The organism is Providencia sneebia DSM 19967, from assembly GCF_000314895.2.
GTDB lineage: Bacteria > Pseudomonadota > Gammaproteobacteria > Enterobacterales > Enterobacteriaceae > Providencia > Providencia sneebia.
Map to the genome: position 1 here is coordinate 2,803,280 of NZ_CM001773.1, position 24,871 is coordinate 2,828,150.

A 24,871-nucleotide genomic window follows, 5' to 3' on the forward strand; every position below is an offset into this window, starting at 1 on the left:
AAATAACATTGATATTCAATTTGTCACCTAAGGTAAATTTATAGCTATTTTTTGATTTTTCAATTTAATTTTATTTAATAAATTTAATTATTAATATTTATAAGCTCCGATTTTATATTTAAGAAAATAAATAATTCTTAATTCAGGTCTGAAGTTAACGAAGTTAGTGATTCACATCAGAGAGCCAAAAAATGTTTTCATTATTGAATATGTAATGAGTCGAAATTATTTAATTACTGAAAAAGCATTTTTTTGGTAGACATAATGATTCAAATAATAAGGTAATAATATGTCATTAATAATGAATCTCAATGAACAACAGAGGAAAAGGTTGCACCAGATCACATTGGTTGCAACCTTTGGCGGATTGCTTTTTGGTTATGACACCGGTGTAATTAATGGCGCATTTTCATCACTGAAAGAAAACATGGGACTAACACCAACTACTGAAGGGCTCGTGATGAGTGTCCTGTTAGTCGGTGCAGCATTAGGTAGTGTTTGTGGTGGACGGGTCGCTGACTTTATTGGACGCCGTACTTATTTGCTTTATCTTTCATTTCTATTCCTATTTGGTGCATTTTTATCAGCTGCTGCGCCGAATATAGAAATCCTTCTGATTGCTCGGTTTATTCTCGGTTTTGCCGTTGGTGGCGCATCTGTAACCGCACCGACATTTATCTCAGAAGTTGCCCCTACTGAAATGCGGGGAAAACTGACTGGGTTAAATGAAGTTGCCATTGTTATTGGGCAGCTTGCCGCTTTTGCTATTAACGCGGTTATTGGCTCAGTCTGGGGGCATTTACCTGATGTGTGGCGTTACATGTTATTGGTGCAAGCCGTCCCTGCCCTATGTCTATTATTTGGTATGTGGAAAGCACCAGAAAGTCCTCGCTGGTTAATGAGCAAGAACCGCCGCGAAGAAGCATTAAAAATTCTCAAACAAATTCGTCCAGAAAAACGAGCAATTCAAGAATATGAAGATATTGTAACTTTGTTAGATGTTGAGGCCGCTGAAGCGCAGAAAAATCCTGATGCAAATAAGAAGTGCTTAGCATTAATCTTCAGTACACCTTGGATTTTCAAATTAGTCTTAATTGGTATGGTGTGGGCTGCATTACAGCAAACCACGGGCGTTAACGTCATTATGTATTATGGTACTGAGATCCTCAAAACAGCTGGGTTCTCTGAACAAACCTCTCTTGTATTTAACGTATTAAATGGTGTTTTCTCTGTAGGTGGTATGGTTATCGGTGTACTTTTCCTCGTTGACCGCTTTAAACGTAAAACCCTCATTATTGGTGGTTTTGCTTTAATGGCCTCTTTACACTTATTAATCGCTGCAACCGATTATTTCTTAACTGGCGATGTAAAAGCGACCTTAATCTGGTTACTCGGTGCTGTATTTGTTGGTGTCATGCAAGGTACTATGGGCTTCTTAACTTGGGTTGTACTAGCTGAACTCTTCCCACTTAAAATTCGTGGGTTATCTATGGGGATCTCCGTGTTCTTCATGTGGATTATGAACGCTATCGTCAGCTATCTATTCCCAGTATTGCAAGCAGAACTTGGTTTAGGTCCAGTATTCTTGATTTTCGCCGTGATAAACTACTTAGCTATTGTCTTTGTGGTGAAATTGCTTCCTGAAACATCAAATAAATCATTAGAACAACTGGAAGAAGAATTATCATCAATGTAACCGTTGTATATTGATATAAATATACCGAATTAATTTTAAAGAGGGTTAGATATGATTGAACAACTGACCACAAGTAATTTGCATTTAGGTTGTCATGCAAGAAATAAAGCCGAAGTATTAAAAATGGTCGGCGCTGAGTTTAAAAAGAAAGGTTATGTCGATAGAGATTGTGTTCATTTCTTAGAGGAAAGGGAACGCCAAATATCCACATTTTTAGGTAACGGCATTACACTGCCACATTTACCTAAATCAGCTAACGATATTATTTTACATACTGGTGTTGAAATTTTCCAATTTCCTGATGGCGTGATCTGGGATAGAACAAATGTCATGTTTATTGCCATTGGTGTAATTGCTAAATCAAGAGAACATATTGATGTACTAAAGGAAATAGCATTAATTTTTAGTGATGAATTTATTGCTAATGCCTTATCACTCACCTCAAGTAAAGAAGAATTCTTAAGCATTCTTCAGCGCTAAATTGCCTTTATAGATGGGGTCGCATAAAGATCCCATCTTTTATTTTATCAATTTCACTTCTAGTTGTTTCATTTCATTTTATTTCATTCAAAAACACTTCATTTAAACCTTTCACGACTTTAGCGTTTTTTTATTTTCTTATTTATTAGCTAATTACAGAAAAACGAATGCCAGATCACATAATGAAATTAATATTCCCTCAATTCTTGAAAATGAAATAAATATTCCGTATAACATTATCATCAAATAAAAAATCGCAAGCGCTCTTACTGGATATTCAAGAGCGCGACCCTTATTGCCGCGGTGTTGTCCTATTAGGATTAGATGCACCACAAGCAGAACTGCAAGCAGGTTTTAATGCAGCAGCCGGAAAATCTATCGTGAAAGGATTTGCCGTAGGCAGAACTTTGTTTGGTAAACCTTCATTCGCGTGGATGAAAGGTGAAATCGACGACGACGAGCTCGTGCAAAAGATTAAATCAAATTACCTCAACCTGATAGCCTTATGGCGTCAGCGTAAATAATATTACTTTTACCTACACAGGAGCTTCATCATGGCAATCCAACTTGGTATTAACCCTTTGACATGGACCAATGATGATTTACCAACTTTAGGTGCTGAAACACCTTTAGAAACATGTCTGACAGAAGGCCGTCAGGCCGGATTTGCAGGTTTTGAATTAGGCAATAAATTCCCTCGTAAAGCAGAGGTTTTAGGTCCTATTTTAAAACAACACGATTTAGAACTCGTTTCAGGCTGGTATTCGGGTGAACTATTAACTCGCAGCGTAGAAGAAGAGATAGAAGCTGCACAAGAACACTTAGCACTATTACGTGATTTAGGTGCAAAAGTCATGGTTTTTGCTGAAGTTACTCACTGTATCCACGGCGATCAAAGCAAACCTGTTCATATGCGCCCTCTATTCCCAGCAGATAAGTGGGAAGAATATGGTAAAAAACTGACTGAATTTGCAAAATATACCTTATCTCAAGGCGTTAAAATTGCCTATCATCATCATATGGGAACCGTCATTGAATCCGCAGAAGATGTGGATAATTTAATGAAACATACGGGAGATGAAGTTGGTTTATTACTAGATACGGGTCACTTGACCTTTGCTGGTGAAGATCCTGTTGCAGTTGCCAAACGCTGGGCAAAACGCATTAATCATGTTCATTGCAAAGATGTTCGTCCGGATGTTCTACGTGATGTTAAAAACCGCAAAACGAGTTTCTTAGATGCCGTACTTGCAGGTGTCTTCACTGTTCCAGGTGATGGTTGTGTTGATTACCCAGAAGTGTTTAAAGTATTAAAAATAGCCAATATGTTAACGGTTGGTTAGTTGTAGAAGCAGAGCAAGACCCGGCAATTGCTCATCCTTTAACTTATGCAACTATGGGTTATAACAATCTTCATAAACTGGCAAAAGATGCGGGCTTAATCTAGGTAATTTACTCGGTATCCATTTAAAATTTAAATAGTTAGATGGATACCATCAATATTCAAACCATAAAAGGTAGGGCTTTTGTGGTTTGAATGATGTCAGATATAAGAGGAAAGTTATGTCAAAATTATTGTCGAAATATCATACGCCAGATGAACATAAGCGTACTCAGCATATCACTCCTCAGATTGCCGATTGGGGCTATGTTCACTTTGATGTCTATGAACTCAAAGCGGGCGAATCTATCTCCTTACCTGCATCTGAAAACGAAATGTGTTTAGTATTAGTTGCGGGTAAAGCGACGATTAAAACGCCTTCTCAAACGTTTGAAAATATTGGCGATCGCATGGATCCTTTCGAACGTAAAAAGCCCTATGCTGTCTATGTGACCTCACAAGAATCTGCTGATGTCACTGCACAAACTCAGCTTGAACTTGCGGTATGTCGTGCCAAAGGTAAAGGAACATATCCTACCCGTTTAATTGGTCCTGATGATATTGATGCTGAACAGCGCGGCCATGGTAATAATAAACGTTATGTCCATAATATTTTACCTGACGATAAATCTGCAGATAGCTTGCTTGTCGTTGAAGTCTTTACCGATGAAGGTTGTACGAGTTCATACCCGAGCCACAAGCACGACACAGATAATGAGCCAAACGAAACTTACTTGGAAGAAACTTATTATCACCGTTTGAATCCACCTCAAGGTTTCTGCATGCAGCGCGTATACACAGATGATCGCGAATTAGATGAGTGTATGGCGGTGTATAATAAAGATGTAGTTATGGTGCCAAAAGGTTACCACCCAATGGCAACAATGGCTGGATATGATAATTATTATCTCAATGTAATGGCGGGTCCTACACGGAAATGGTTATTTACATGGGAAAAAGATCATAATTGGGTCAATAGCGAAACTTATGCTAATAAGCATCGTGAAAAGTAAATAATGGCAAGACGTGAATGTTGTAGAATAAAATAAATACCAAATCTGTTATCCTTTTGCCGATAAATATATTATCGGCATTTTTTATGATTAAATCACGAAAGATAAAGGTAGTTAATATACTTATAATGCATATTTCTCAATCGCTTTTGCTACACCATCTGAATTATTACAGCTTGTGATATGCGTTGCGCGAGATTTCAATTCATCCGTTGCATTTTCCATAGCAATACAAATTCCTGCAACATCAAACATTGGTAAATCATTGTTTTGATCACCAATACACATAATTTCATGCTTTTCTAAATCTAATTGTTGAGCAAGCGCTTGTATTGCTAGCCCCTTATTTGCATTTTTATTTAATACTTCAAGAAAATAAGGTGTACTTCTTACTAAAGTATACTGCTGATAAAAACTTGCTGGTATTTTCTTGATTACACTTGATAAATAGCTCTCTTCAGATGAAATCATTAATTTAGTAAATTGAATATTGCACTGCATTTCTTCTATTGGCGTATAATGAATTAATGTATTAGATAAATAAGCTTCATGGGTAGTATAAAAACCAATAATTTTATTCGCAGTAAAAATTTTATTATCGCCAAGAGCATGTAACGATAAAGACAGTGCCTCAGTTTGTTCGTAAATTTTCTTATAATCATCAAGATCAAGGAGAAAATCAACAAGATGATTGCCATTAGATGCGTCATGAATAACACTGCCATTGTTACTAATGCAATAATGACCAGGTTGATTGAAGCCTAACTGCTGTATATATGGTTGGATGCCAGAATATGGACGCCCAGAAGCTAAGATAACCTGTATATTATTCTTTCTTGCTTGTTGAAGAGTAGTAATAATATTATCACTAAGTTGATGATGTGAATTTAACAATGTTCCATCAAGATCAATTGCGATCAATTTTACAGCCATATGCTTTTCCTTTTCTACTACCCAAAATAGCTATCAAAATATTTGTGCTAAAGGGAGAGCACACAGATATTATCTGTTATGCCCATATTAAAAAATTAACTTAAGATTTAATAGAACTTATTAGTTAAAATCAATGATGTAACCAGTGTTACCACTGTTACCAGTGAAATTGGAAATGGATGTGTTTAATGAGCTTTATTCTGGAAGGCATACAAGGCAAGGGGGATTAGCAATGCGAGTAATGAAAATATACTGCCCTGAGTGTGGACACACTTATAGGCTAACGCTGACATTTTCACATTCTATTTGTCATAAGAAGCCCGAAGACCAGCCAAAGCAGCTATGTTTTGATGTTATCGAAAATAGAGCATAAGAGCATAGCGAAAAGTAAATTAAGGTGAATGGTATAAAGGTAATTTTGATATATAACCAAGTGGCGATTATTACTAATAGTAATTAAATATGTTTAATGAAAAACGTAATATTCGAATAGAAGTGAGTGACAATAAAAAAGTCATAGAGCTAAGGGGATATACAGAAAAAGAAGCCCACCGTTTGATTGACACGTGGTTAAATAAAGATTCATTAGTTCAAAAAACAAACACTAAAATAAAAAATTAATTCGTTCATATTTCAGTTTTCTATTTCCTCTCAATCCGTATGGATGCTGGTTTTTCAGTTTTTATGCGGCTTCAACTCTTAAGTGAAAATCTCACGTAAAATAGAAAAGCTATTTATATTCAAGTGATTATAAATTAATTCGCTAGGTGTGCTTCACTTGAAAACTGAAATTTATTGAAAATATTTTCACACATTTCAGTTTGAGATTTTCGGCGACTCCCTAGTATTGGCAAGGCTTGGCGATATGTTTTGTAGAATTTTAAAACTGAAATAATTTTATGATCCAAATTGTGCAGGCGGGTGCGGTGTAGTGCATTTTACGTGGTAGAGATCTTTATTTCGTGAGGGGGGGCTTCGTTTGTTATTTCTTCCTTGTTTTACTTCTAGAGGGCTAGATATGAGGTAAGCTATATTATCATCATTGATGATTGGTAATCTTTTAAACATTAAGGATAGTAAAATGCATAGGACGAATTCTTCGCCTCAATTTCCACAATTAAAAAATGAAATCAGTGACTATAAAGAATCTATGTTTGAATGGTGGGATTCGATAGATGAGTCAAAGATTGGTGAGTGGACATTTTTGCTTTGTTTAGCCTGTTGGGGTGTTTCAGATGAAGTATTTAAGTTAATAGCTTTTACGATTGCATTACTTTTCTTTAGTGAGCGTTTTGTCATGATTGCCAAAGCATCAACATTTACCACAAAAAAAGAATCTGAGCTATTTAAAAAAATACGTGCGGCCAGAGTATCTGATAATGAGTTTTATGAGCTTATTATGCAACTTAAAAGTGTCATAAGAAATAGAAGCCTTTTTAAGTCTTGCTTAGTCATAAAGAGAACGTGGGAGTTTATATTATCTTATGCATTTTTATTCTTCTCATTTTGGTATGTAATTGAAACGTACTTCAAACAATAGAACAAAAAACTCAACTGGTAAGGCTGAGTTTTTTGTATATGCAATACTTGCATGAAAGTCCGATATTTCAAAGCTAACAATATAAGTTTAATCTTTTCAGTTGGATATCTCAACCAATAACGGGCTGATACTTTTTAGGGGAAGTGGACAGCGCGCTGTAGTGCATTTTTCGTGGTTTTGTAATTTACGTTGAAATTGCTAACTATTTTGTTAGAGCAATCCAAAATATCTGCTATTTTGGACAACTGGCTAAAAAAGAAATATTATTACAAACAAACATAAAAATTTTTTGCACTTTGACCTATACCTAACTCTATATTTTATCAACAAAACTGCGCTCTGCTGTCATGTGGAAAGGGCTAATACGATATGGAAAACCATAGTGATTCAATAGATTATTGGAAAAATGAAATTGTTGCTTTTCTTGCCCTTACTTCTTTAAAAGGGGTTGGTTATTGGACTTTAAGAAAAATTTATGAATCTCAACTTGGTTTTAAAGAGCTTTTGAAAGCTGATTCGGAAGAGGTACTTAGTAGATACTTACGTATTCCATTACCTAAAGGGGTGCTATGGAGCGAGTATCAACAGAAATTATGGGCATCAGGTATTGAAAGAGCGAGGAATCTTAAGAATAATGGTGTAAATTTATATTTTTATGACCAGCCTTCGTTTCCAGAATCTTTGAAGTCAATCAGTGAGCCACCCTACTGGATTTTTGTAAGTGGCCAGCTAGATAACTTAAAGAGAAAATCAGTTGCTATAGTTGGAACAAGAAAGCCATCAATCGATGGGATGTTTTTAACAAAAATATTAATTTCCTCTTTAAATGATCTTAATTTATGTACTATAAGCGGGCTAGCGACGGGAATTGACCAGTTATGTCACACCGAATCTATCAGGTATGGAATACCAACAGTTGCAGTATTGGGTAATGGAATCTTCGTTGAATTTCCTAAAGGTGCATCTAGTATCAGTCATGAAATAATTAAAAATAATGGAACAATAGTGACTGAGTACCTTCCTGAACAAACATATAGTTCAGAAAACTTTGTTAGAAGAAATAGAATACAAGCTGCATTATGCTCAGTACTCTTTCCAGTTGAGTGGAAAATTAAGAGTGGTACTGCTCATACAGTCGAGTATGCATTTAAATATAATAAAAAAATTATAAATATCTATTTACCAAAAACGTATGCAGAAAGACCTGAACTAGTATTTTCAGAAAAAAATAGAGGTGCAATCTCTATTGAATTACCAAAGAATATTACCAGCGTATTATCTGAAATTAGTAATGAAAAAAAGGATGCTCCAGCCCAACAAAGCTTAGATTTTTAAGGGATATATCATGAGTAGAATCAAAGGTGTTATTTTAAGTGTAGAAGATACATTATTCCCTCAAGGTGCTATTGTAAATGCTGAAATATTTTCAGAAATTGATAAATTAATAAAATTGTTTAGAGATAAACGTATTGAATTTGTAGTGTTTACTAATAGACGATGGCTTTCTCGTAAAGATGGACGCAACCTAGAAGATATTCTACACGAGCGTTGGGGCGACTTCACTTATTTATCCAGAGATAAAGATGATAATATCCCATGGAAGCCAAAAGCGGATGCAACTAAATATGTTCTGGAACGTATGGGTTGGGAAAGTACTGAGACTATTTATATTGGTGCTACTGAGAATGATATGCAGACCGCAGTTAATGGTGAGCTTTTATTCTTAAGAGCTACTTGGTGGGCGGATAAAATCAACTATGGCTTTGAGTTCTCATCACCTAAAGATATTGCTAGATATATAGATACCTTTTGTTTGAGAGAACATTTATGGTGTCATGAAATTCATGATGAGGACTTTAATTACTATGCCTTAGCTCCTTTTAGCACGATGAAAGAAGAGTATACATTATACTCGCAAGATGCTCGAGCGGCTGCTAAGCATGGACTAGGTCACCCTGATTTTTGGACTAGTGCTCTAATAACGAGTTTATATTTCAGTGGACTACATAAAGAAATAGACTATGTGAGTGTGTATCCTGGACATCAAGAAGGATACGGTAATAATATTATGGATGAAGCTATTTCTTTATTTGGAAAATGTTTCAGGAAAAACTATATCCCAGATCTGATTATTAGACATTCGACAGCAATAAAATCACAATCTGCAAGAAATGCTGGAATTGAAATTAATCACTGTAATCAATTAAATACAATTCATATAAATAAAACGCCTCTTAGAACGCCAGAAGTTAGGTATAAAAAATCGCCATTAGGAAAGGGTAAAACAGTTTTATTGATCGATGATATTACGACAAGAGGTTATAGCTTCGAGGCTGCAAGGGCATTTATAGAGCAAGCAGGTGCGAAAGTTATACTTGTTTCTTGGTTAAAAACGATAAATACAGATATATATACATTGTCTAAACTACCTGAATTTAATGCTTATGAGCCTAATACATTTGAAAATGTGAAGTTAGGGAAAACGCATAGTTATCGTGCTAATATCGTCGATAACTTAGCTCCAGCAGAGCTAACGGAGCTGTTTAAAAAATATCAAAATTGGGATTGGCCATTTTGATTTATTAAAATTAAAAGAGAATATATATTCATCATGTTTATTCTACCTTCTAGGTACAAAGCATGATTATAAATTCCACGGATGGAGTTTTTATCAACATGCGCAAGTTGTAATTCAATCCATGCACTATCAAAACCTTTCTCATGCAAAATAGTGCTCATCATGTGTCTAAATCCATGACCTGTCAGTCTGCCTTTATAGCCAATCTTGGCGATAACCTTATTTATACTAGCTTCACTGATAGGTTTTCTTGCATCATTGCGACCCGGAAAAAGTATTGGATAGTTACCTGTAATGACTTGCAGCTTACCAAGTATTTCTAGAACCTGTGGTGATAGGGGTACTAAGTGAGGGCGACGCTTTTTCATTCGTTCTTTAGGTATTTCCCAAAGTGCATTTTCAAAATCAAATTCTGACCATTCCGCGAATCTTAACTCAACAGTTCTAACACCAGTAAGCATTAATAACTGGGTGGCATATTTGGTTACTTTGCTACCTTGGTAGTTATTCAGGGCTTTGACAAAATCAGGGATTTCATTTTCACGTAGGAACGGAAAGTGCTTAGTTTCTGGCTTGTTCATAGCTCCAGCTAAATCGGGAGCAGGATTATATTTTACTCTGCCTGTAATGACGGCATATCTAAATACCTCCCCACAACGACGACGGATCTTGCTTGCTTGTTCAAGTGCGCCGCGCTTTTCTATCTTTTGGAGGACTGCAAGTAGTTCTAATGGAGCTATTTGGTCTATCGGTCTACTTCCAATATAAGGAAAAACGTCATTTTCAAAGCAACGTAATATTTCATTTGCATAACCTTCTGTCCAAGTGGTGCATTTTGATGCATGCCATTCCATTGCAACTGCGTGAAATGTATTCTCTGTGGCGTATTTGAGGGTTATTTTTTCTGATTTACGTGCATCACTAGGATTGATGTTTTCTGATAGTTGTTTTTTTGCTTCGTCTCTTTTTCTTCTAGCATCAGCTAAAGATACTTGATCATAAACACCTAAAGAGATCATTTTAGGCTTGCCAGCAAACCGATAACGAAAACGCCAACCTTTAGAACCATTAGGTTCAATAAGTAGTGACAAGCCTTTACCATCATTTAAGGTATACGCTTTATCTTTAGGTTTGGCTTTGCGAATTTGAATGTCAGTTAGCAGCATAATGTGTATAGTTTTTCCATTGAACCTAGACCTATACGCAATAATATACACATTAGCACTTAGATTCCAGTAAACATTGTAGGACATTGTTAGACAATGATGTCATTTAATTGATTGGTTTTAATGTAAAAACTAGACTTTATGAGATGTTTTTAGAAGTGCTAATGGCGTCCCCTGCAGGAATCGAACCTACAACTAGCCCTTAGGAGGGGCTCGTTATATCCATTTAACTAAGGGGACATAGCAGATATATAACAGAGGGGGCATTTTACTTCAGACCTCTAATTGAATCAAGTTGTTACGTTGAATTAATTTAATAGAACAGGAATCAACATCACCTAATGATGCTATTTTGTACAAAATGAGTGGAAATAGACCAATATTACAGCAATTGTGCTTTTATCAAAGATTATCTTGGGGCAACGCCTTCATTTACAAAAATAATTATTCTGTACTGTATATTGATATTGAGCTAATACACATGAATTTGGTGATAACTTCGCAAAATCTATCAGTGAAAAAATACGCCATGACGGAATATCAAAAAACATCTGTGTCCAATATTTGAGCAATTAAAGATGTTACTGATAATACCAATGATGATTTGACCATTCTTTGATAACGCTCTTTTTGGAGATCCACTAATTGTAAATCCACTTGGTCTTCTGGCAAATTAAATAGCATCATTTTGGGGAGCGGATTGATGCAATGTAACATCTCAATTGAACCTAATATTTCATCATCAATAAACGAAAAACGTTTCGTTTCATCTGATGAAAGCACTTCATTTAATGCCAGTAGTAATTCTATATCTTCATAAACTTCTCGAGAAATAGCACCTAATGCAAACAATAATTTTAATCTTATTGATAATTGTCCTAATGGGCCGTCTCCTTCTAATAAAGGCTCAACAGCATATTTAACAGCGTAATCATCCTTACGGAAAACTTTTAACATTAACTGATCAACAGATTCCGTGATCAATACGATAACTTCTTGAATGAATAAATGAATGCTTAAATTCTGATTTAATCGCTCAAGGATCTCGTTTTCTTTCTTTTGTCTATTTTCCATAATGACTCTTTACTTCACTTCATAGCAATGTCTTATACACTGCCATGAAGTGAATATTAACCGCCTTTATAATTTGCACATCTGACTAGATGCAATTATTTATCCATTAATTGGTATTGTTGGCATATAGATGAAATTATCTGCGGATAATCCGTCAATCGACAAAGTTGTTCAATCGCTTTTTCTAACCCATATTCACGGATACATCTTTCCATTTCTACAGCTTGTGGATCTTCATTACACCTAAAATGTAATGCAGCAGCAATACCGATAATTAAATTACGGTTATCAAGTTGATACTCAAGGGTTCCTAAAAGTGGTTTAATTAAACGATCTTCTGGACTCAATTTGCGCATCGGTTGACGCCCAACTCGCTCAACATCATCATGTAAATAAGGATTAGCAAAACGACCTAATATTTTTTCAATATATTGTTCGTGTTTAATAGGATCAAATCCGTAACGTTGGATTAATACTTGACCACTTTCTTGCATTGCACCTTTTACAATTGAAGCGATATAAGGATCATTGATTGCATCACAAATCGTTTTATGTCCCCTTTGTTGACCAAGATATGCAGTGATAGCATGCCCTGTATTTAAGGTAAATAGCTTGCGTTCGACAAATGCCATCAAATTATCGGTTAATTCCATGCCTTTTATCGCGGGAATATCCCCAACAAATTGAGTTTGGTCGACAATCCACTCACTGAAGGTTTCTACAGTGACATCAAGTGGGTCGTCGTTTGCTGCGTCCATTGGCGGAACAATACGGTCAACAGCAGAGTCAACAAAGCCTACATGTTCATCAACCCAGAAATGCGATGAGGCAGGAATATGCGCCAATACATGCTGTTTTAATTGGCTTGTGCCCCTCACCATATTTTCACATGCAATGATATTTAATGGTTTGGTATTTCCCATCTCCATTCGCAACAAAATACCTTTTGCCAATGTTTCTGCTATTTTTTCTAAAATCTGCGGGCCAACGGCGGTTGTCACCATGTCGGCTAGCGCGATATGTTCAATAGTTTTAGGATCTAAACTATTAATCGCATTAACTCGTTGCACTTTTTCAATACTGTGTACTGCACCAACAACATGAACATTATAACTTTGTTGATGTGCTAATTGATCGATGAGTTGTTGATTAACATCTGCAAATGTCATTTGAGAATTTGCATCTGCTAATAATTTACCGATAAAACCACGGCCGATATTGCCTGCACCAAAATGAATCACTTTCATTATTAAACTCCTTACGCTGCACTTTGTGTTGATAAAATTTCGAGAACTTCTTGAACACTCTTCGTGTGACTCAGTTTTTCTATCATTCCATCTTCATCTAATGCCGAGGTAATCCGTGTAATAACTTGAATATGCTCATTATTACGTGCAGCAATTCCTATGACTAAATGGGCAATATCTTCTGGCTCATCACCAAATTGAACGCCTTCTGGGTATTGGCAAATAACAATTCCTGTTTTTAAAACGCGATCTTTAGCATCAATAGTGCCATGCGGAACAGCTATTGATTCACCAAGATAAGTGGAGGTCATTTTCTCTCTATCTAACATTGCCTCAACATACTCTTGTTCAACATATCCTCCTTCAACTAATTTTTGTCCTGCAAAACGAATCGCTTCCTCTTTATTCTTTGCAGTTAAGTTGAGGTGAACATGTTGCGCACTCAATGTAAATAATGCTTTTTCTTGTGCATCACTGTCATAATATTCATCATTTGCTGCCACAATATTTTGTTTAATTAAACGGCCATCATTAGCAGCTTGCGGATGTTTATTCGCAAGTAATCGAGTCACTAAATCATTATATATTTGGCTATCTAAAAAATTACTAAGTGATATATGCATCGCATTAGGTGCAAATGTTTTTGCTCTGGCTGTTAAATCTTTATGTGTCACAACAATATCAACATCTGACGGTAAGTCATTAATCGCCATGTTATTGACTGAAATAGAATGCAATCCAGCATCTTTTATTTTTTTAGCCAGTACACCCGCTCCCATTGCACTTGATCCCATCCCTGCATCACAGGCAACAATTATTTTTTGCACATGTTCTAAACTTTCAGCACTATTAGTTTGCGCATTATCACTATTTTTTTCACCCGAGGATTTGGATTGCGACTTCATTTCCCGCATTTTTTTCGTTGCATTGGCTAAATCATCCTGATCACCAACGCGCGTTCTTTTTAATAAAATTGCAGAAACGAGGAATGAAACAATAGTGGCACTCAGAACAGATAAAATCACACCAATTAATGATGATTTTGGTGTCATCAGCAATACCGCAAAGATTGAACCCGGTGAGGCTGGGGAAACAAGGCCTGCATGAAAAATGCCCATCACAAAGACACCCGTCATACCGCCTAAAATGACAGCTATCAGTAAACGCGGATTCATCAATACATATGGGAAATAAATCTCATGTATTCCACCAAAAAAGTGAATGATTGCAGCGCCTGAAGCGGATTGTTTAGCGCTTCCTTTGCCAAAAAACATATAGGCTAATAACACACCTAAACCTGGACCTGGGTTTGCTTCAATCAGAAAGAAAATTGATGATCCTGTTTCGGTTGCTTGTTGAATACCTAAAGGTGAGAAAATACCGTGGTTAATTGCATTATTGAGGAAAAGAATTTTTGCAGGCTCAACAAATATTGATGTCAGTGGCAATAAATTATGCGCCACCATCACATTGACACCCGCAGAAAGCACTTTTGACATGCCTTCAACTAACGGGCCAATCGCCAAATAGGCAAGAATCGCCAGTAACATGCCAATAATGCCGGATGAAAAGTTATTCACCAACATTTCAAAACCTGTTTTTACTTTTCCCGCCATCCAACGGTCAAAGCGGCGAATAGCTAAACCACCAAGAGGTCCAGCAATCATTGCGCCCATAAACATTGGCATGTCAGCTCCGACAATCACCCCCATTGTGGTGATTGCGCCAACAACTCCGCCGCGTTCACCGCCAACTAAACGACCGCCGGTATAGCCAATTAATAAAGGAAGTAAATATGTGATCATGGGTCCCACAAGTTGGGCTAATGTTTCATTAGGCCACCAACCTGTTGGAATAAAGAGAGCAGTAATTAGCCCCCAAGCGATAAAAGCACCAATATTGGGCATAACCATGTTACTGAGAAATCGCCCAAAATTCTGTACCTTTAGTTTGACATTTGATGTTACCATAATAGAACCCCGTGGTACGAAAATGATATGGTTATAACGTTATCGCCAAATAACGTTTGTGATTCATGAACAGTTTCACTCTAGCATGACTGTTATCGGATGCGTACCACGTGGGCTTTTTGTGACCAATCTCACCATATCCCCCCTATTCCCCCTACCTATTGGGTGATCTTAATCACGATTTATTCCCGTTAAAAAACTACATCGTTTATTTTTTGCGCATAATTAAAAGTAAATGTGATACATATCACCATTTTATTACTCGTATTTATTACGAAATAGTGACGACAATCACAAATTATTTTCATGTTGTGCTAATTTTTGGGAAAACCTTACTCAATTTCCGATGTGATAAATTTATTTTGTAATAAAATTTCAGAATTAGATAATGGAATTAAGCACTATTGTTATTAAATTGTTTACGCTGATTTAAGTAGAAAGGGAATGAATAAAGGCTGGGAAAGCACCCCACTTAATATTGAGTGAGGTGCTGAATATAGAGGCTCAAATAAATATCGGTATCAATACTTCTCTGATTTTTTACCTAACGAGTTAAGGCTTTGGATAATTCGCCCAAGCTTGAGGTTCGATAAATCCATCATAAATACGTTGTGACCGAATATAATCAGCATACTCTTTTGATTCGAAAGCATCTTTTAAATCTTTAGCCCATTGAGAATCTGTATCTTTTTGCATGACAGTCACAACGACGCGATGTTCTAATGGTGAATCTTCTACAACTAACCCATCCGCAATACGCTGACCCGCACTTGCAACATAATTGCCATTCACCACAACAAAATCAACATCATCAAGTAGACGTAAACCTTGTGCAGCATCTGTTTCACGTATATCAAGATTATATTTTGCAGGTTCGATATCATTAACACTGAAAGTCAATGTACTGATATTCGGTTTTATTTTTATCCAACCTAATTGTTCTAAAATACGAGCGCCACGCTCGGCATTTACCGGATCATTAGATAAAGCGACGATCATGCCGTTTTGAACATCATCAATTGATTTATGTTTATTTGAACGCAAACTTTGTGGCGCACTTGGAGAATCTGTCAGCGCTACCATATTAATATTATTTTTCTTATTGTAAGCGTCCATATAGGCCCGACTTTGATTTACTGAAGCATCAATTGATCCCTCTTCAAAGGCTGGGTTAATTTGTCTATTCTGAGAGAATTGACGCAAAGTGACCTTATAACCTTTCTCTTCAAGAATAGGGACAATTCCTTTATCAACTTGATCAATATAATTACCAACACCAAACCCAATCACGATCTCTTTTTTATTGGCATTATCTTTTTCGCTATGGTCATTACATGCTGATAATCCGATAGCCGCTGCCGCAATCAACGAAATTAATTTTATTTTTTGTTTCAACATAATGTTACAGCCCTGTGTGAATAATGTTGGCAGTATAATCATGTTTTTTAATTCTACTTAGACCGTATCGTTATATCTTAATACAAAAAGAATATAAATTTTATTTTTTATAACTTTATCGAATAACGTTATGACAAATTGTTAGTTCGTATAATGAATCGCTTGATATGTAATGTGAGGAGTAAAAAAAACGTTAAAAAAAAGTGAGTTATAACATGCCAATTTTCAATAATGATTTAATCAACTCTTTGATTAAAATTACACCAGAGTCAAATTTAACGACCGTGCGAGAAGAACGTTTAAGTGCAACCGAAAATACACAACTCGCTTTCACGACCATTTTTTCAACACCATCGGTATTGTTAACTCAAGATGTTAAATATGAATTTGCTCATCTTGTGGCTCAACAAACAGGAAGTTTAGTTTTAGCGCATTTTTATAAAGCGCTAATTAAAGAATCCTCCAATGATCTTAATACTGCGGCACTTTTAGCGGCCAAAAATTACTTGCAGGTATTAGTTCATTCACCGAAAAAAACACATTATGAATTAATCCAATCATTAACAGAGCAAGGTTGGAATGAAGCCGATATTATTTTACTTGCCCAATTGATTACCTTTGTCACTTATCAAGCAAGACTTGTTGAAGGGCTTTTATTACTTCAAGGTGTCGACACTCAACCTCCTTCTTCACTTACTGCGCCAATCACGGCGGGTCATTGGAATATCAATGCACAAACCCACCAAGGTTTACCCGCACCAACCGCTTTTACTCAAGATCAATTAGGTTGGGCGTCTTGGCTAAAAGCCAGAGAACAGCAAACATTAAGCTCTGATGAAGCTTTGGTCATGAAAAAATTTGGCCAACTTAATTCGGAATATTTTTTACTGCTTGCACACCAAAGTAAAATTTTAGAGATCAGAACATTAATTGACCGCGGTATTTTTATACCTCCGGTGGATTACCGCGCTGGGAACGTGAATTTGCTGCCGCTGTAGTGAGTAAAGTGAATGGTTGCATTTATTGTGCTTCTGTTCATGCACGCAAAGCGAGCCAATATGCAAAAGATCGCAAAGATGATGTTAATCAGTTACTAGCGACACCAGCAGGTGACATTTTAGCGACAGGATTTGATGAAAGGTTAACGGCTATCACGGATTTGTCTGCTTCATTATCCGCAACGCCGATACAAGCAGCTCACCAGCAAATTAAAACGTTACGACAACTTGGCTTATCCGAATTAGAACTGCTTGACCTTATTCAATCTACTGCCTTTTTCTCGTGGGCAAATAGATTAATGTTGTCGCTAGGAGAACCATTTGAACTCAATGAAAATCAGGAGAACGAAAATGGTAAACACTAATGGATTAGCTGAATTAGAAAAACAAATCGCGCAAGATTTACACTATCTGAATATCCCATTAAACCGCTGGGCATTGTCAGCCATTGATTCAGAAAATCAATTAGATGTAGCAATTATTGGTGCTGGCATGTCAGGTGTTACAGCCGCTTTTGCATTGAAGTTACAAGGGATTGAATCTGTCATTTTTGATATGGCGGTAAAAGGAAAAGAAGGTCCCTGGGAAAAACCTGCGCTAATGGAAACATTACGTTCGCCAAAACAGGTTGTAGGGCCTGCTTTAGCATCACCTTCGCTAACATTCCAAGCTTGGTTTAAAGCGCAATTTGGTGATGAAGCATGGGAGGCATTAGATAAAATACCGCGTTTGCAATGGGGCGAATATCTACAATGGTTTAAAACCATAACAGATCCTGTTGTCTTTAATGAATATCAGTTAATTGATATTCAACCTAAATCATCAGGCTACTCGCTGACATTTCAAACACCTACTGGCATACAGCATTATCAGGCTTTACATGTCATTCTTGCCACTGGCATGGAGTCATTTAGTGAGCCGAATATCCCTGACTTTATGGATGATATTCCTGCAAAATATTGGGAACACTCTTATACGGGAAGTGATTATGCACGTTTCAAAGGTTTAGACATTGGCGTTGTTGGCTATAGTGCGGGAGCAATGGATAGCTCTGCAACAGCACTTGAACATGGTGCAAATTCAGTCGAATTGCTTATACGCGCAAGTGATATGCCAAGAGTAAATCGGGGAAAAGTGGCCGGAAGCCCTGGATTAACACAAGCTTATGTTAATTTCACTGATGAACAAAAATGGCATTATAGTGATTATGTTGTCAAAGCAAAAACCCCTGCTCCACATGGTAGTACCTTAAGGGTTTCTCGCCATCAAAATGCTTTTTTTAATTTTGATACACAAATCAAACAGGTAAAAGTCGTTAATAACAAGCTATTGGTGAAAACGACTCAAGGTGACTTTGAGTTTGATTACCTTATTTTAGCCACTGGTTATCGCATAAACTGGCAAAAGCACACTGCTTTCAATGCTATTGCGCCTCTTATCAAAATATGGGGAGATGTCTACACGCCTCCTCAAAATGAGGAAAATAGTGAGCTTTCATCCTACCCCTATCTTGGCCAATATTTTGAATTTCAAACCAAATTGCCAGATCAATTACCCAACTTAAACAAAATCTATTGTTTTAATTTAGCCGCAACATTAAGCATGGGTCCCATTATTGGATTGATCCCAAATACCAATACCAGTGCGCAACGATTGGCCGAACATATTGCAGGTCAATTATATCTTGCTAATCAAGAGCAACATTTAGAACAAGTAAAAAATAGTACTGATGCCGAACTATTCGGTGATGAATGGCAACCCGCGTTACCTTATCACCAGAGAATTCCGCAAACGGACAATGTGGAGTAATCAATGATTTCATTTCAAAATATTCAAAAAATTTATGAAAAAGATGGGCACTCATTGACCGCCCTGCAAGATGTGAATTTACGCATTAATGAAGGCGATATTTTCGGCTTTATTGGATATAGCGGTGCAGGAAAAAGTTCATTAATTAGGCTCGTCAATCAACTTGAAAAACCAACTTCAGGTGAAGTTGTGATTAATGGGCAAAATATTGCCAATCATAATGCAGCCGAAATTCGGGCACATAAAAAAAGTATTGGCATGATATTCCAGCATTTTAATTTGTTAGAAACAAAAACAGTCGCTCAGAATATTGCGATGCCATTAGTTTTATCTGGTCTTAATAAACAAGAAATCGACCAGCGCGTTAATGATATTTTAGCCTATGTTGAGTTGAGTGATAAAAAACATCAATACCCAGGGCAGTTATCAGGTGGACAAAAACAACGCGTTGGTATTGCTCGCGCGCTAATTAATAACCCTAAAATATTATTATGTGATGAAGCAACATCTGCGCTTGATCCTCAAACGACCCAATCTATTCTGTCTTTATTAAAAAAGATAAATAAAGAGCAAAACATCACTATTTTACTGGTTACCCACGAAATGGAAGTGATTGAGCAAGTCTGTAACCGTGTTGCCGTTATGGAAAATGGGCGCGTAGTCGAGGAAGGTACAATACTTGATATTTTTGCTAAACCTCAGCAGCCAACAACACAAAAATTTGTGCGAACAGTGCTCAATGAAGAGATCCCTGAACGTGTTTTACATAATCTTGAACATCAAAATAATGTCTATCGACTCGAGTTTTTAGGCTCTTCAGCACAACAACCCGTCGTCAATGAGTTGATCTTACAAGATAAAGTGAAAATAAATATTCTATTCGCCAATATGAAAGAAATTAGTGGCGTGGTGCTCGGCAGTATGTTTGTACAAATAATAGGTGATGACTTGGCGATTAGAGATGCTGTTGATTTCTTACGTCAACGCGGAGTAGCAGTTAATCAGGGGGAAGTATGACACAGTGGTTTGAAACAGCATTAACAGGTAAACAATTTTTACTGGCTATGTCCGAAACTTTTACAATGGTTTCTATTGCTTTGGTGATTGGTTCTCTACTTGGTATTTTACTAGGAATTGTTCTTATCGTCACCAGACCTGAAGGAATTTGGCCAAATAAAGGGATTTACCGTATTGTTAACCCCATAATTAATACATTGCGTTCACTTCCCTTTATTATTTTGCTTGTTGCCATGATCCCGCTTACGCGATTTTTAGTAGGTACATCAATTGGTACAACCGCAGCGATTGTTCCGCTGGTGATTTATATCGCACCTTATACCGCGCGTTTAGTTGAAAACTCATTACTTAGTGTTCATTCAGGCATCATTGAAGCGGCGGATTCAATGGGCGCAACCAACTGGCAAATTATATGGCATTTTATTTTACCTGAAGCAAAATCATCATTGATCCTGAGCTTAACCGCCGCAAGTATTACATTAGTTGGTGCAACTGCAATGGCTGGTGCAGTCGGTGGCGGCGGAATAGGTGATCTTGCACTCAACTATGGTTATCAGCGTTTTGACAACGTTGCCATGGCAATTACAGTAGTTACGCTAATTATTATTGTACAAGGAATGCAATTTATAGGGGATTATTTAGCTAAAAAAGCACGTTTTCATTAGTTTTTTCAAAAAAAATAATAATATTTTAGTTCTACTGATGAATAAGACAGCAAGAAATATCATTTAAATTCAATCTGATACATTACATTGATAAGCTGGGAATTAAATTACTATTAATAAAAATTTATTAATCATTTTAAATCTGTTGGAGAAGTTGGTTGGTATTAGCTACAAATGCCTTGTTCAACGTTTATATAATGACGGAAATTAAGTAATTTAAATGATGAATTACTCTCATTACAATTAAATTGAATAATTTTTAATTCATATTTATATAAATTTCTAATTTTTTAACACTGTAAAAAATAAAAGCCCAGAAAAGGGCTTTTATTTTCATAGTATATAAACACTAAAGATACACTTATCAGAGTATTCAACAAAGATAGTACTCAATTACCATTACCACAATTATGTTCTTAATTGAAACAAGCAAATGTTAATAACTTCATCTCGTTTCATTTTGGAACAAAAATAATTGTCTAATTAAATGAGTGAATAAATGGAATCATCGAATCCTTTAGATTCTTTATCTTCATCAATACGAGTATCTTCTTGCAGAACTTCGCTGAAAAACTCTCCCATATTTACATCTAATACTTTTAGAACTCTTACTAGGCAGTCAATATCAATACGGTTCACACCGCGTTCATAACGAAACAATTGTTGTTCGCTAATATCAATCTCTTTCGCTAACTGGAAAACAGTATAACCTTGAGATTTTCTTAACGACTTAATTTTTTGTCCGACTGCACAAGCGACAGGATATTTTGTATTCATAAACATTCTCGCTTCAACTTATATTATATTAATGAAATGAAAAATCATTGAGTGATTTTCTATGTTTTCTATTGTTATCTTTATTTATAGATATAGACATTTAGGTATATTAACAACGATTCAGCCTATATCTTACGGGGAATAATATACTAGCCATATAATTAGTTTCAACTAATCCAAAAATGACATTGCACTTGTGTAACGAAATATTTTTATCATCTAAAAAAGCTCAAAAACCGAAAATAACCCTTTACTTTCAATATGATAATTCATTTCACAACTTACACTTGTTGTTATAAACCCGAATAATGCGTTATAGCTTACCGGAATTATAATCTAAATTAGTACCAATTATCCGAAAAAAAATCTAAAAATAAAAGAAATAAACAGAATTATTTAATACTGTAACAAGTTTAATGGTTTTATAAAACGACATTCATTTTACGAGTATACGGATTTAGATAAGCATGTTTATACTGTAAATAAATGTAAATAAAAGAATTTTTTTAAAATTATCATTGTGATATCTTAAGTATCAACGAGTTACAAAGGCATATCTTCAGTTACAATTATTAAGGGTTATCCTGTTTTTTAAGTAGCAGCAAAGAAAAAGACAATTTATAGAGATAACATAGCAAAGCATTCCCATAAAGTAATCATTTCCTTTCTAATTTATGAAGCATACCACAAAATATAAAAAATTAAATTTTTATAAAAATAAAGAATTTAATATAAATAAATTCTTTATGTGAATGGATTTACAGGGTTATAGTCTAGATTTAACCAAGAAATGGGGACTTATTCGAACAATGTATCACTTAACCAGATTTTATCACGTGATAACACCCCCAAATAACCAATATAAAATAGCAACTTAAATCACTTTTATCTGATATTATTCCGACGCAAATCAATTATCAGCAACAATCACCTACTCAATATTAGTGTATACAGGTTATTAATGGTAAAGTCAGTCATTAAAATGATAACATCTACTACAAATCATTATTAACATCATATGTAATATCGTTTTATTATTGGTTTAATACAGGTATTTTGCATACATTCTATAATATTTATGTGACACAATTAAAATAGTTAGTTAAATCAAATTTTAAAGTATATTATTATGCGAAGTTAGAAATTTGCGATATATAAGGTATTCAGAAACAATAGATTTGATACGCGTAACAAGTGTTGCACTATTTGTATATGAGAAATTAGAAAGAATAAACAAACTCATTGATCCTATTTTTTCATTTTCGTCGGTATTTTCAATATCATATTTTCCATCACATAAATTCGATAAATAGTCACTTAAAAATACTTTATAATTAGATAAGGCTATTCTTGTAAATAGTAATAATTATTTTTATCTATTTCCTGTGTTTTTATACTCTTGCTCTAATAACAAATCTTTCCATAAAATTTTTACTTATAAAAAATGTAACTTGTTTTAATATGACAATACAGCTTGTATAATTATGTTACAAATTGAAATATTAAAACGTCACTGAGATCTTAATAAATAGTACTTTGAACAATATTCATCCTCTTCATGGGTGATGCCATAGGTCACTATAATGAAGTTATAATGTAATCATGCATTTTTGTTAAATCATACAAATAGGTAGTTAATGAATATAAAAAGATAAATAATGAATAAAAAATCAATTGGATTACAAATAAATATTGTATAATATAGTCAACCTAACCTCTATTCCAACAGAAAACTTTTCTCTTGCTTTCTCTAAAAACAGTATTATTAGGTATAATCACTTCATCATTACAAGCTTGAAATTCGTTGTCTTATATAATAACTATTAATTAATATCTGTATTGCTACTTATCACTAAACAATAAACAATATTACTCAGTCATTGAATCCATATTTATATCAAAAATAACATCATCTAGATTTTCTCCGCATACTTAACACAATCCGCTAATTACATTTTTATGCAGATTTTCATCTATAGCGAATAGAACATTAATATGTGCAGATTGATTTTTAGCTTATTTGATCATTAGGGTTATCTAATCTTTACTTGCAGAAAGCTATGTTGAGGAAATGATTTTTAGGCTTGGAGTTGAACGCCGCTTTTCATTTACACTCTACGTGCAATATGCTGGCTAGGTTTTACTGGAAAGTTTTAGTTCGCGGAGAGTTCAAGAGCTACAAACCATGTTCAACTGAGATCTGTATGCAAATTTTGGGTATTTATATTTGTACCCGGACGAAATAAGTCGTGCAGGATTATTCAGCCTTTGGCCTCACTCTACGGGTCGTTGCGACAAGCGCAACGCTGTCTCGCTTCGCTCGGCTCGAACCTGAGCGCAGCTTCTTACCTACACTCTACGTGCAATATGCCGAATTTKGATTTCTTATGGGGAATTTTATTTCTTTTTAGATGGTGGGTCGTGCAGGATTATTCGGCCTTTGGCCTCACCCTTCGGGTCGTTGCGACAAGCGCAACGCTGTCTCGCTTCGCTCGGCTCTAACCTGAACGCAGCTTCTCACCTACACTCTACGTGCAATATGCCAAATTTTGATTTCTTATGGGGGAATTTTATTTCTTTTTAGATGGTGGGTCGTGCAGGATTCGAACCTGCGACCAATTGATTAAAAGTCAACTGCTCTACCAACTGAGCTAACGACCCATCTTTGGATATGTCTGATATGTCTTTCTTCTTGAGTGGTGGGTCGTGCAGGATTCGAACCTGCGACCAATTGATTAAAAGTCAACTGCTCTACCAACTGAGCTAACGACCCTCAAGATATGCGATTTACTAATGATGAAGTGGTGGGCGATACCGGGTTCGAACCAGTGACCCCCTCCTTGTAAGGGAGGTGCTCTACCAACTGAGCTAATCGCCCACTTCATGAGAAGTTTCACATCTTCAATAAATAAATGGTGGGCGATACCGGGCTCGAACCAGTGACCCCCTCCTTGTAAGGGAGGTGCTCTACCAACTGAGCTAATCGCCCATTTATTTATTTCTTACTACTTTGTACTCTATCGTCAACGGTGGTGGGCGATACCGGGTTCGAACCAGTGACCCCCTCCTTGTAAGGGAGGTGCTCTACCAACTGAGCTAATCGCCCATTTATTTATTTCTTACTACTTT

18 protein-coding genes, 6 tRNA genes, 2 other RNA genes and 2 pseudogenes are annotated in these 24,871 nt (G+C 35.8%); 13 read left to right on the plus strand and 15 right to left on the minus strand.

The window, feature by feature from the left end:
- Positions 1-289 precede the first annotated feature (289 nt).
- The 5 genes and pseudogenes from OO7_RS11685 (at position 290) to iolB (ending at position 4,570) form a co-directional block, all read left to right on the plus strand.
- Positions 290-1,696 carry a sugar porter family MFS transporter gene (locus OO7_RS11685; RefSeq protein WP_043892705.1) on the plus strand — a complete coding sequence of 469 codons (1,407 nt, stop codon included), beginning with the start codon at positions 290-292 and terminating at the stop codon, positions 1,694-1,696.
- A 51-nt stretch (positions 1,697-1,747) separates the two neighbouring features.
- On the plus strand, positions 1,748-2,176 hold the full coding sequence (locus tag OO7_RS11690; RefSeq protein WP_008916140.1) for a PTS mannitol transporter subunit IIA: 429 nt from the start codon (positions 1,748-1,750) through the stop codon (positions 2,174-2,176).
- 230 nt (positions 2,177-2,406) lie between these two features.
- Positions 2,407-2,700, plus strand: a pseudogene (locus OO7_RS16530) (2-deoxy-5-keto-D-gluconate 6-phosphate aldolase domain-containing protein); the annotation flags it as partial.
- Positions 2,701-2,730: 30 nt separating this feature from the next.
- Positions 2,731-3,623 (plus strand): annotated as a pseudogene (gene iolE, locus OO7_RS11695) (myo-inosose-2 dehydratase).
- A 116-nt stretch (positions 3,624-3,739) separates the two neighbouring features.
- Positions 3,740-4,570 carry a 5-deoxy-glucuronate isomerase gene (gene iolB, locus OO7_RS11700; RefSeq protein WP_008916143.1) on the plus strand — a complete coding sequence of 277 codons (831 nt, stop codon included), beginning with the start codon at positions 3,740-3,742 and terminating at the stop codon, positions 4,568-4,570.
- Between the two features lie 123 nt (positions 4,571-4,693).
- Here iolB and yidA read toward each other — a convergent pair whose 3' ends face one another.
- Positions 4,694-5,503 (minus strand): sugar-phosphatase, encoded by an 810-nt coding sequence (gene yidA / locus OO7_RS11705; RefSeq protein WP_008916144.1) that lies wholly within the window; start codon positions 5,501-5,503, stop codon positions 4,694-4,696.
- A gap of 1,081 nt (positions 5,504-6,584) precedes the next feature.
- Between yidA and OO7_RS11710 the strand changes: the two genes are divergently transcribed.
- From OO7_RS11710 to OO7_RS17520, 3 genes are all read left to right on the plus strand, one after another.
- A complete protein-coding gene (locus tag OO7_RS11710; protein WP_043892706.1) occupies positions 6,585-7,043 on the plus strand; it encodes a hypothetical protein in 459 nt (152 codons plus the stop codon).
- Between the two features lie 369 nt (positions 7,044-7,412).
- Positions 7,413-8,378 (plus strand): DNA-processing protein DprA, encoded by a 966-nt coding sequence (locus OO7_RS11715; protein ID WP_008916146.1) that lies wholly within the window; start codon positions 7,413-7,415, stop codon positions 8,376-8,378.
- A 10-nt stretch (positions 8,379-8,388) separates the two neighbouring features.
- Entirely contained in the window at positions 8,389-9,621 is a 1,233-nt protein-coding gene (locus OO7_RS17520; RefSeq protein WP_008916147.1) for a hypothetical protein, read from the plus strand.
- On the opposite strand, the gene OO7_RS11725 is transcribed toward OO7_RS17520, so the two are convergent.
- From OO7_RS11725 to OO7_RS11750, 6 genes are all read right to left on the minus strand, one after another.
- Positions 9,597-10,787: a tyrosine-type recombinase/integrase gene (locus OO7_RS11725; RefSeq protein WP_008916148.1), complete on the minus strand. Its 1,191-nt coding sequence runs from the start codon at positions 10,785-10,787 to the stop codon at positions 9,597-9,599. The two genes, OO7_RS17520 and OO7_RS11725, sit on opposite strands and share 25 nt — an antisense overlap.
- 165 nt (positions 10,788-10,952) lie before the next feature.
- A tRNA-Arg gene (locus OO7_RS11730) sits at positions 10,953-11,027 on the minus strand.
- A gap of 300 nt (positions 11,028-11,327) precedes the next feature.
- The gene (locus tag OO7_RS11735) at positions 11,328-11,861 is read right to left on the minus strand and encodes an MltR family transcriptional regulator (protein WP_008916149.1); all 534 of its coding nucleotides are present in this window, start codon (positions 11,859-11,861) and stop codon (positions 11,328-11,330) included.
- A gap of 95 nt (positions 11,862-11,956) precedes the next feature.
- Positions 11,957-13,108 (minus strand): mannitol-1-phosphate 5-dehydrogenase, encoded by a 1,152-nt coding sequence (locus tag OO7_RS11740; RefSeq protein ID WP_008916150.1) that lies wholly within the window; start codon positions 13,106-13,108, stop codon positions 11,957-11,959.
- Between the two features lie 11 nt (positions 13,109-13,119).
- On the minus strand, positions 13,120-15,078 hold the full coding sequence (locus tag OO7_RS11745; RefSeq protein WP_008916151.1) for a PTS mannitol transporter subunit IICBA: 1,959 nt from the start codon (positions 15,076-15,078) through the stop codon (positions 13,120-13,122).
- Positions 15,079-15,630: 552 nt separating this feature from the next.
- Positions 15,631-16,476 (minus strand): MetQ/NlpA family ABC transporter substrate-binding protein, encoded by an 846-nt coding sequence (locus tag OO7_RS11750; RefSeq protein ID WP_008916152.1) that lies wholly within the window; start codon positions 16,474-16,476, stop codon positions 15,631-15,633.
- 215 nt (positions 16,477-16,691) lie between these two features.
- Here OO7_RS11750 and OO7_RS11755 point away from each other — a divergent pair, with 215 nt between their 5' ends.
- From OO7_RS11755 to OO7_RS11770, 5 genes are read left to right on the plus strand one after another with little or no spacing between them, the layout of a single operon-like run.
- Positions 16,692-17,474 carry a carboxymuconolactone decarboxylase family protein gene (locus OO7_RS11755; protein ID WP_236620648.1) on the plus strand — a complete coding sequence of 261 codons (783 nt, stop codon included), beginning with the start codon at positions 16,692-16,694 and terminating at the stop codon, positions 17,472-17,474.
- Entirely contained in the window at positions 17,474-17,839 is a 366-nt protein-coding gene (locus OO7_RS17190) for a peroxidase-related enzyme (protein ID WP_236620649.1), read from the plus strand. The genes OO7_RS11755 and OO7_RS17190 overlap by 1 nt, the downstream gene beginning before the upstream one ends.
- On the plus strand, positions 17,826-19,283 hold the full coding sequence (locus tag OO7_RS11760) for an FAD/NAD(P)-binding protein (RefSeq protein WP_008916153.1): 1,458 nt from the start codon (positions 17,826-17,828) through the stop codon (positions 19,281-19,283). Before OO7_RS17190 ends, OO7_RS11760 begins: the two co-directional genes overlap by 14 nt.
- Before the next feature lie 3 nt (positions 19,284-19,286).
- The gene (locus OO7_RS11765; protein WP_008916154.1) at positions 19,287-20,300 is read left to right on the plus strand and encodes a methionine ABC transporter ATP-binding protein; all 1,014 of its coding nucleotides are present in this window, start codon (positions 19,287-19,289) and stop codon (positions 20,298-20,300) included.
- Complete coding sequence (locus OO7_RS11770) at positions 20,297-20,965, plus strand: methionine ABC transporter permease (RefSeq protein ID WP_008916155.1); 669 nt, start codon at positions 20,297-20,299, stop codon at positions 20,963-20,965. The genes OO7_RS11765 and OO7_RS11770 overlap by 4 nt, the downstream gene beginning before the upstream one ends.
- A gap of 483 nt (positions 20,966-21,448) precedes the next feature.
- Here OO7_RS11770 and OO7_RS11775 read toward each other — a convergent pair whose 3' ends face one another.
- The 8 genes from OO7_RS11775 to OO7_RS11800 all read right to left on the minus strand — a co-directional run bounded on the left by OO7_RS11775 (position 21,449) and on the right by OO7_RS11800 (position 24,848).
- A complete protein-coding gene (locus tag OO7_RS11775) occupies positions 21,449-21,742 on the minus strand; it encodes a helix-turn-helix domain-containing protein (protein ID WP_008916156.1) in 294 nt (97 codons plus the stop codon).
- Between the two features lie 2,240 nt (positions 21,743-23,982).
- Positions 23,983-24,111, minus strand: a non-coding RNA gene (locus OO7_RS16540) — RtT sRNA.
- Positions 24,112-24,154: 43 nt separating this feature from the next.
- Positions 24,155-24,283: non-coding RNA, RtT sRNA (locus tag OO7_RS16545), on the minus strand.
- Between the two features lie 44 nt (positions 24,284-24,327).
- Positions 24,328-24,403 (minus strand) — tRNA-Lys (locus tag OO7_RS11780).
- Positions 24,404-24,439: 36 nt separating this feature from the next.
- Positions 24,440-24,515, minus strand: a tRNA-Lys gene (locus OO7_RS11785).
- A gap of 29 nt (positions 24,516-24,544) precedes the next feature.
- Positions 24,545-24,620 (minus strand) — tRNA-Val (locus OO7_RS11790).
- A 35-nt stretch (positions 24,621-24,655) separates the two neighbouring features.
- A tRNA-Val gene (locus OO7_RS11795) sits at positions 24,656-24,731 on the minus strand.
- A 41-nt stretch (positions 24,732-24,772) separates the two neighbouring features.
- Positions 24,773-24,848 (minus strand) — tRNA-Val (locus OO7_RS11800).
- Positions 24,849-24,871 lie beyond the last annotated feature (23 nt).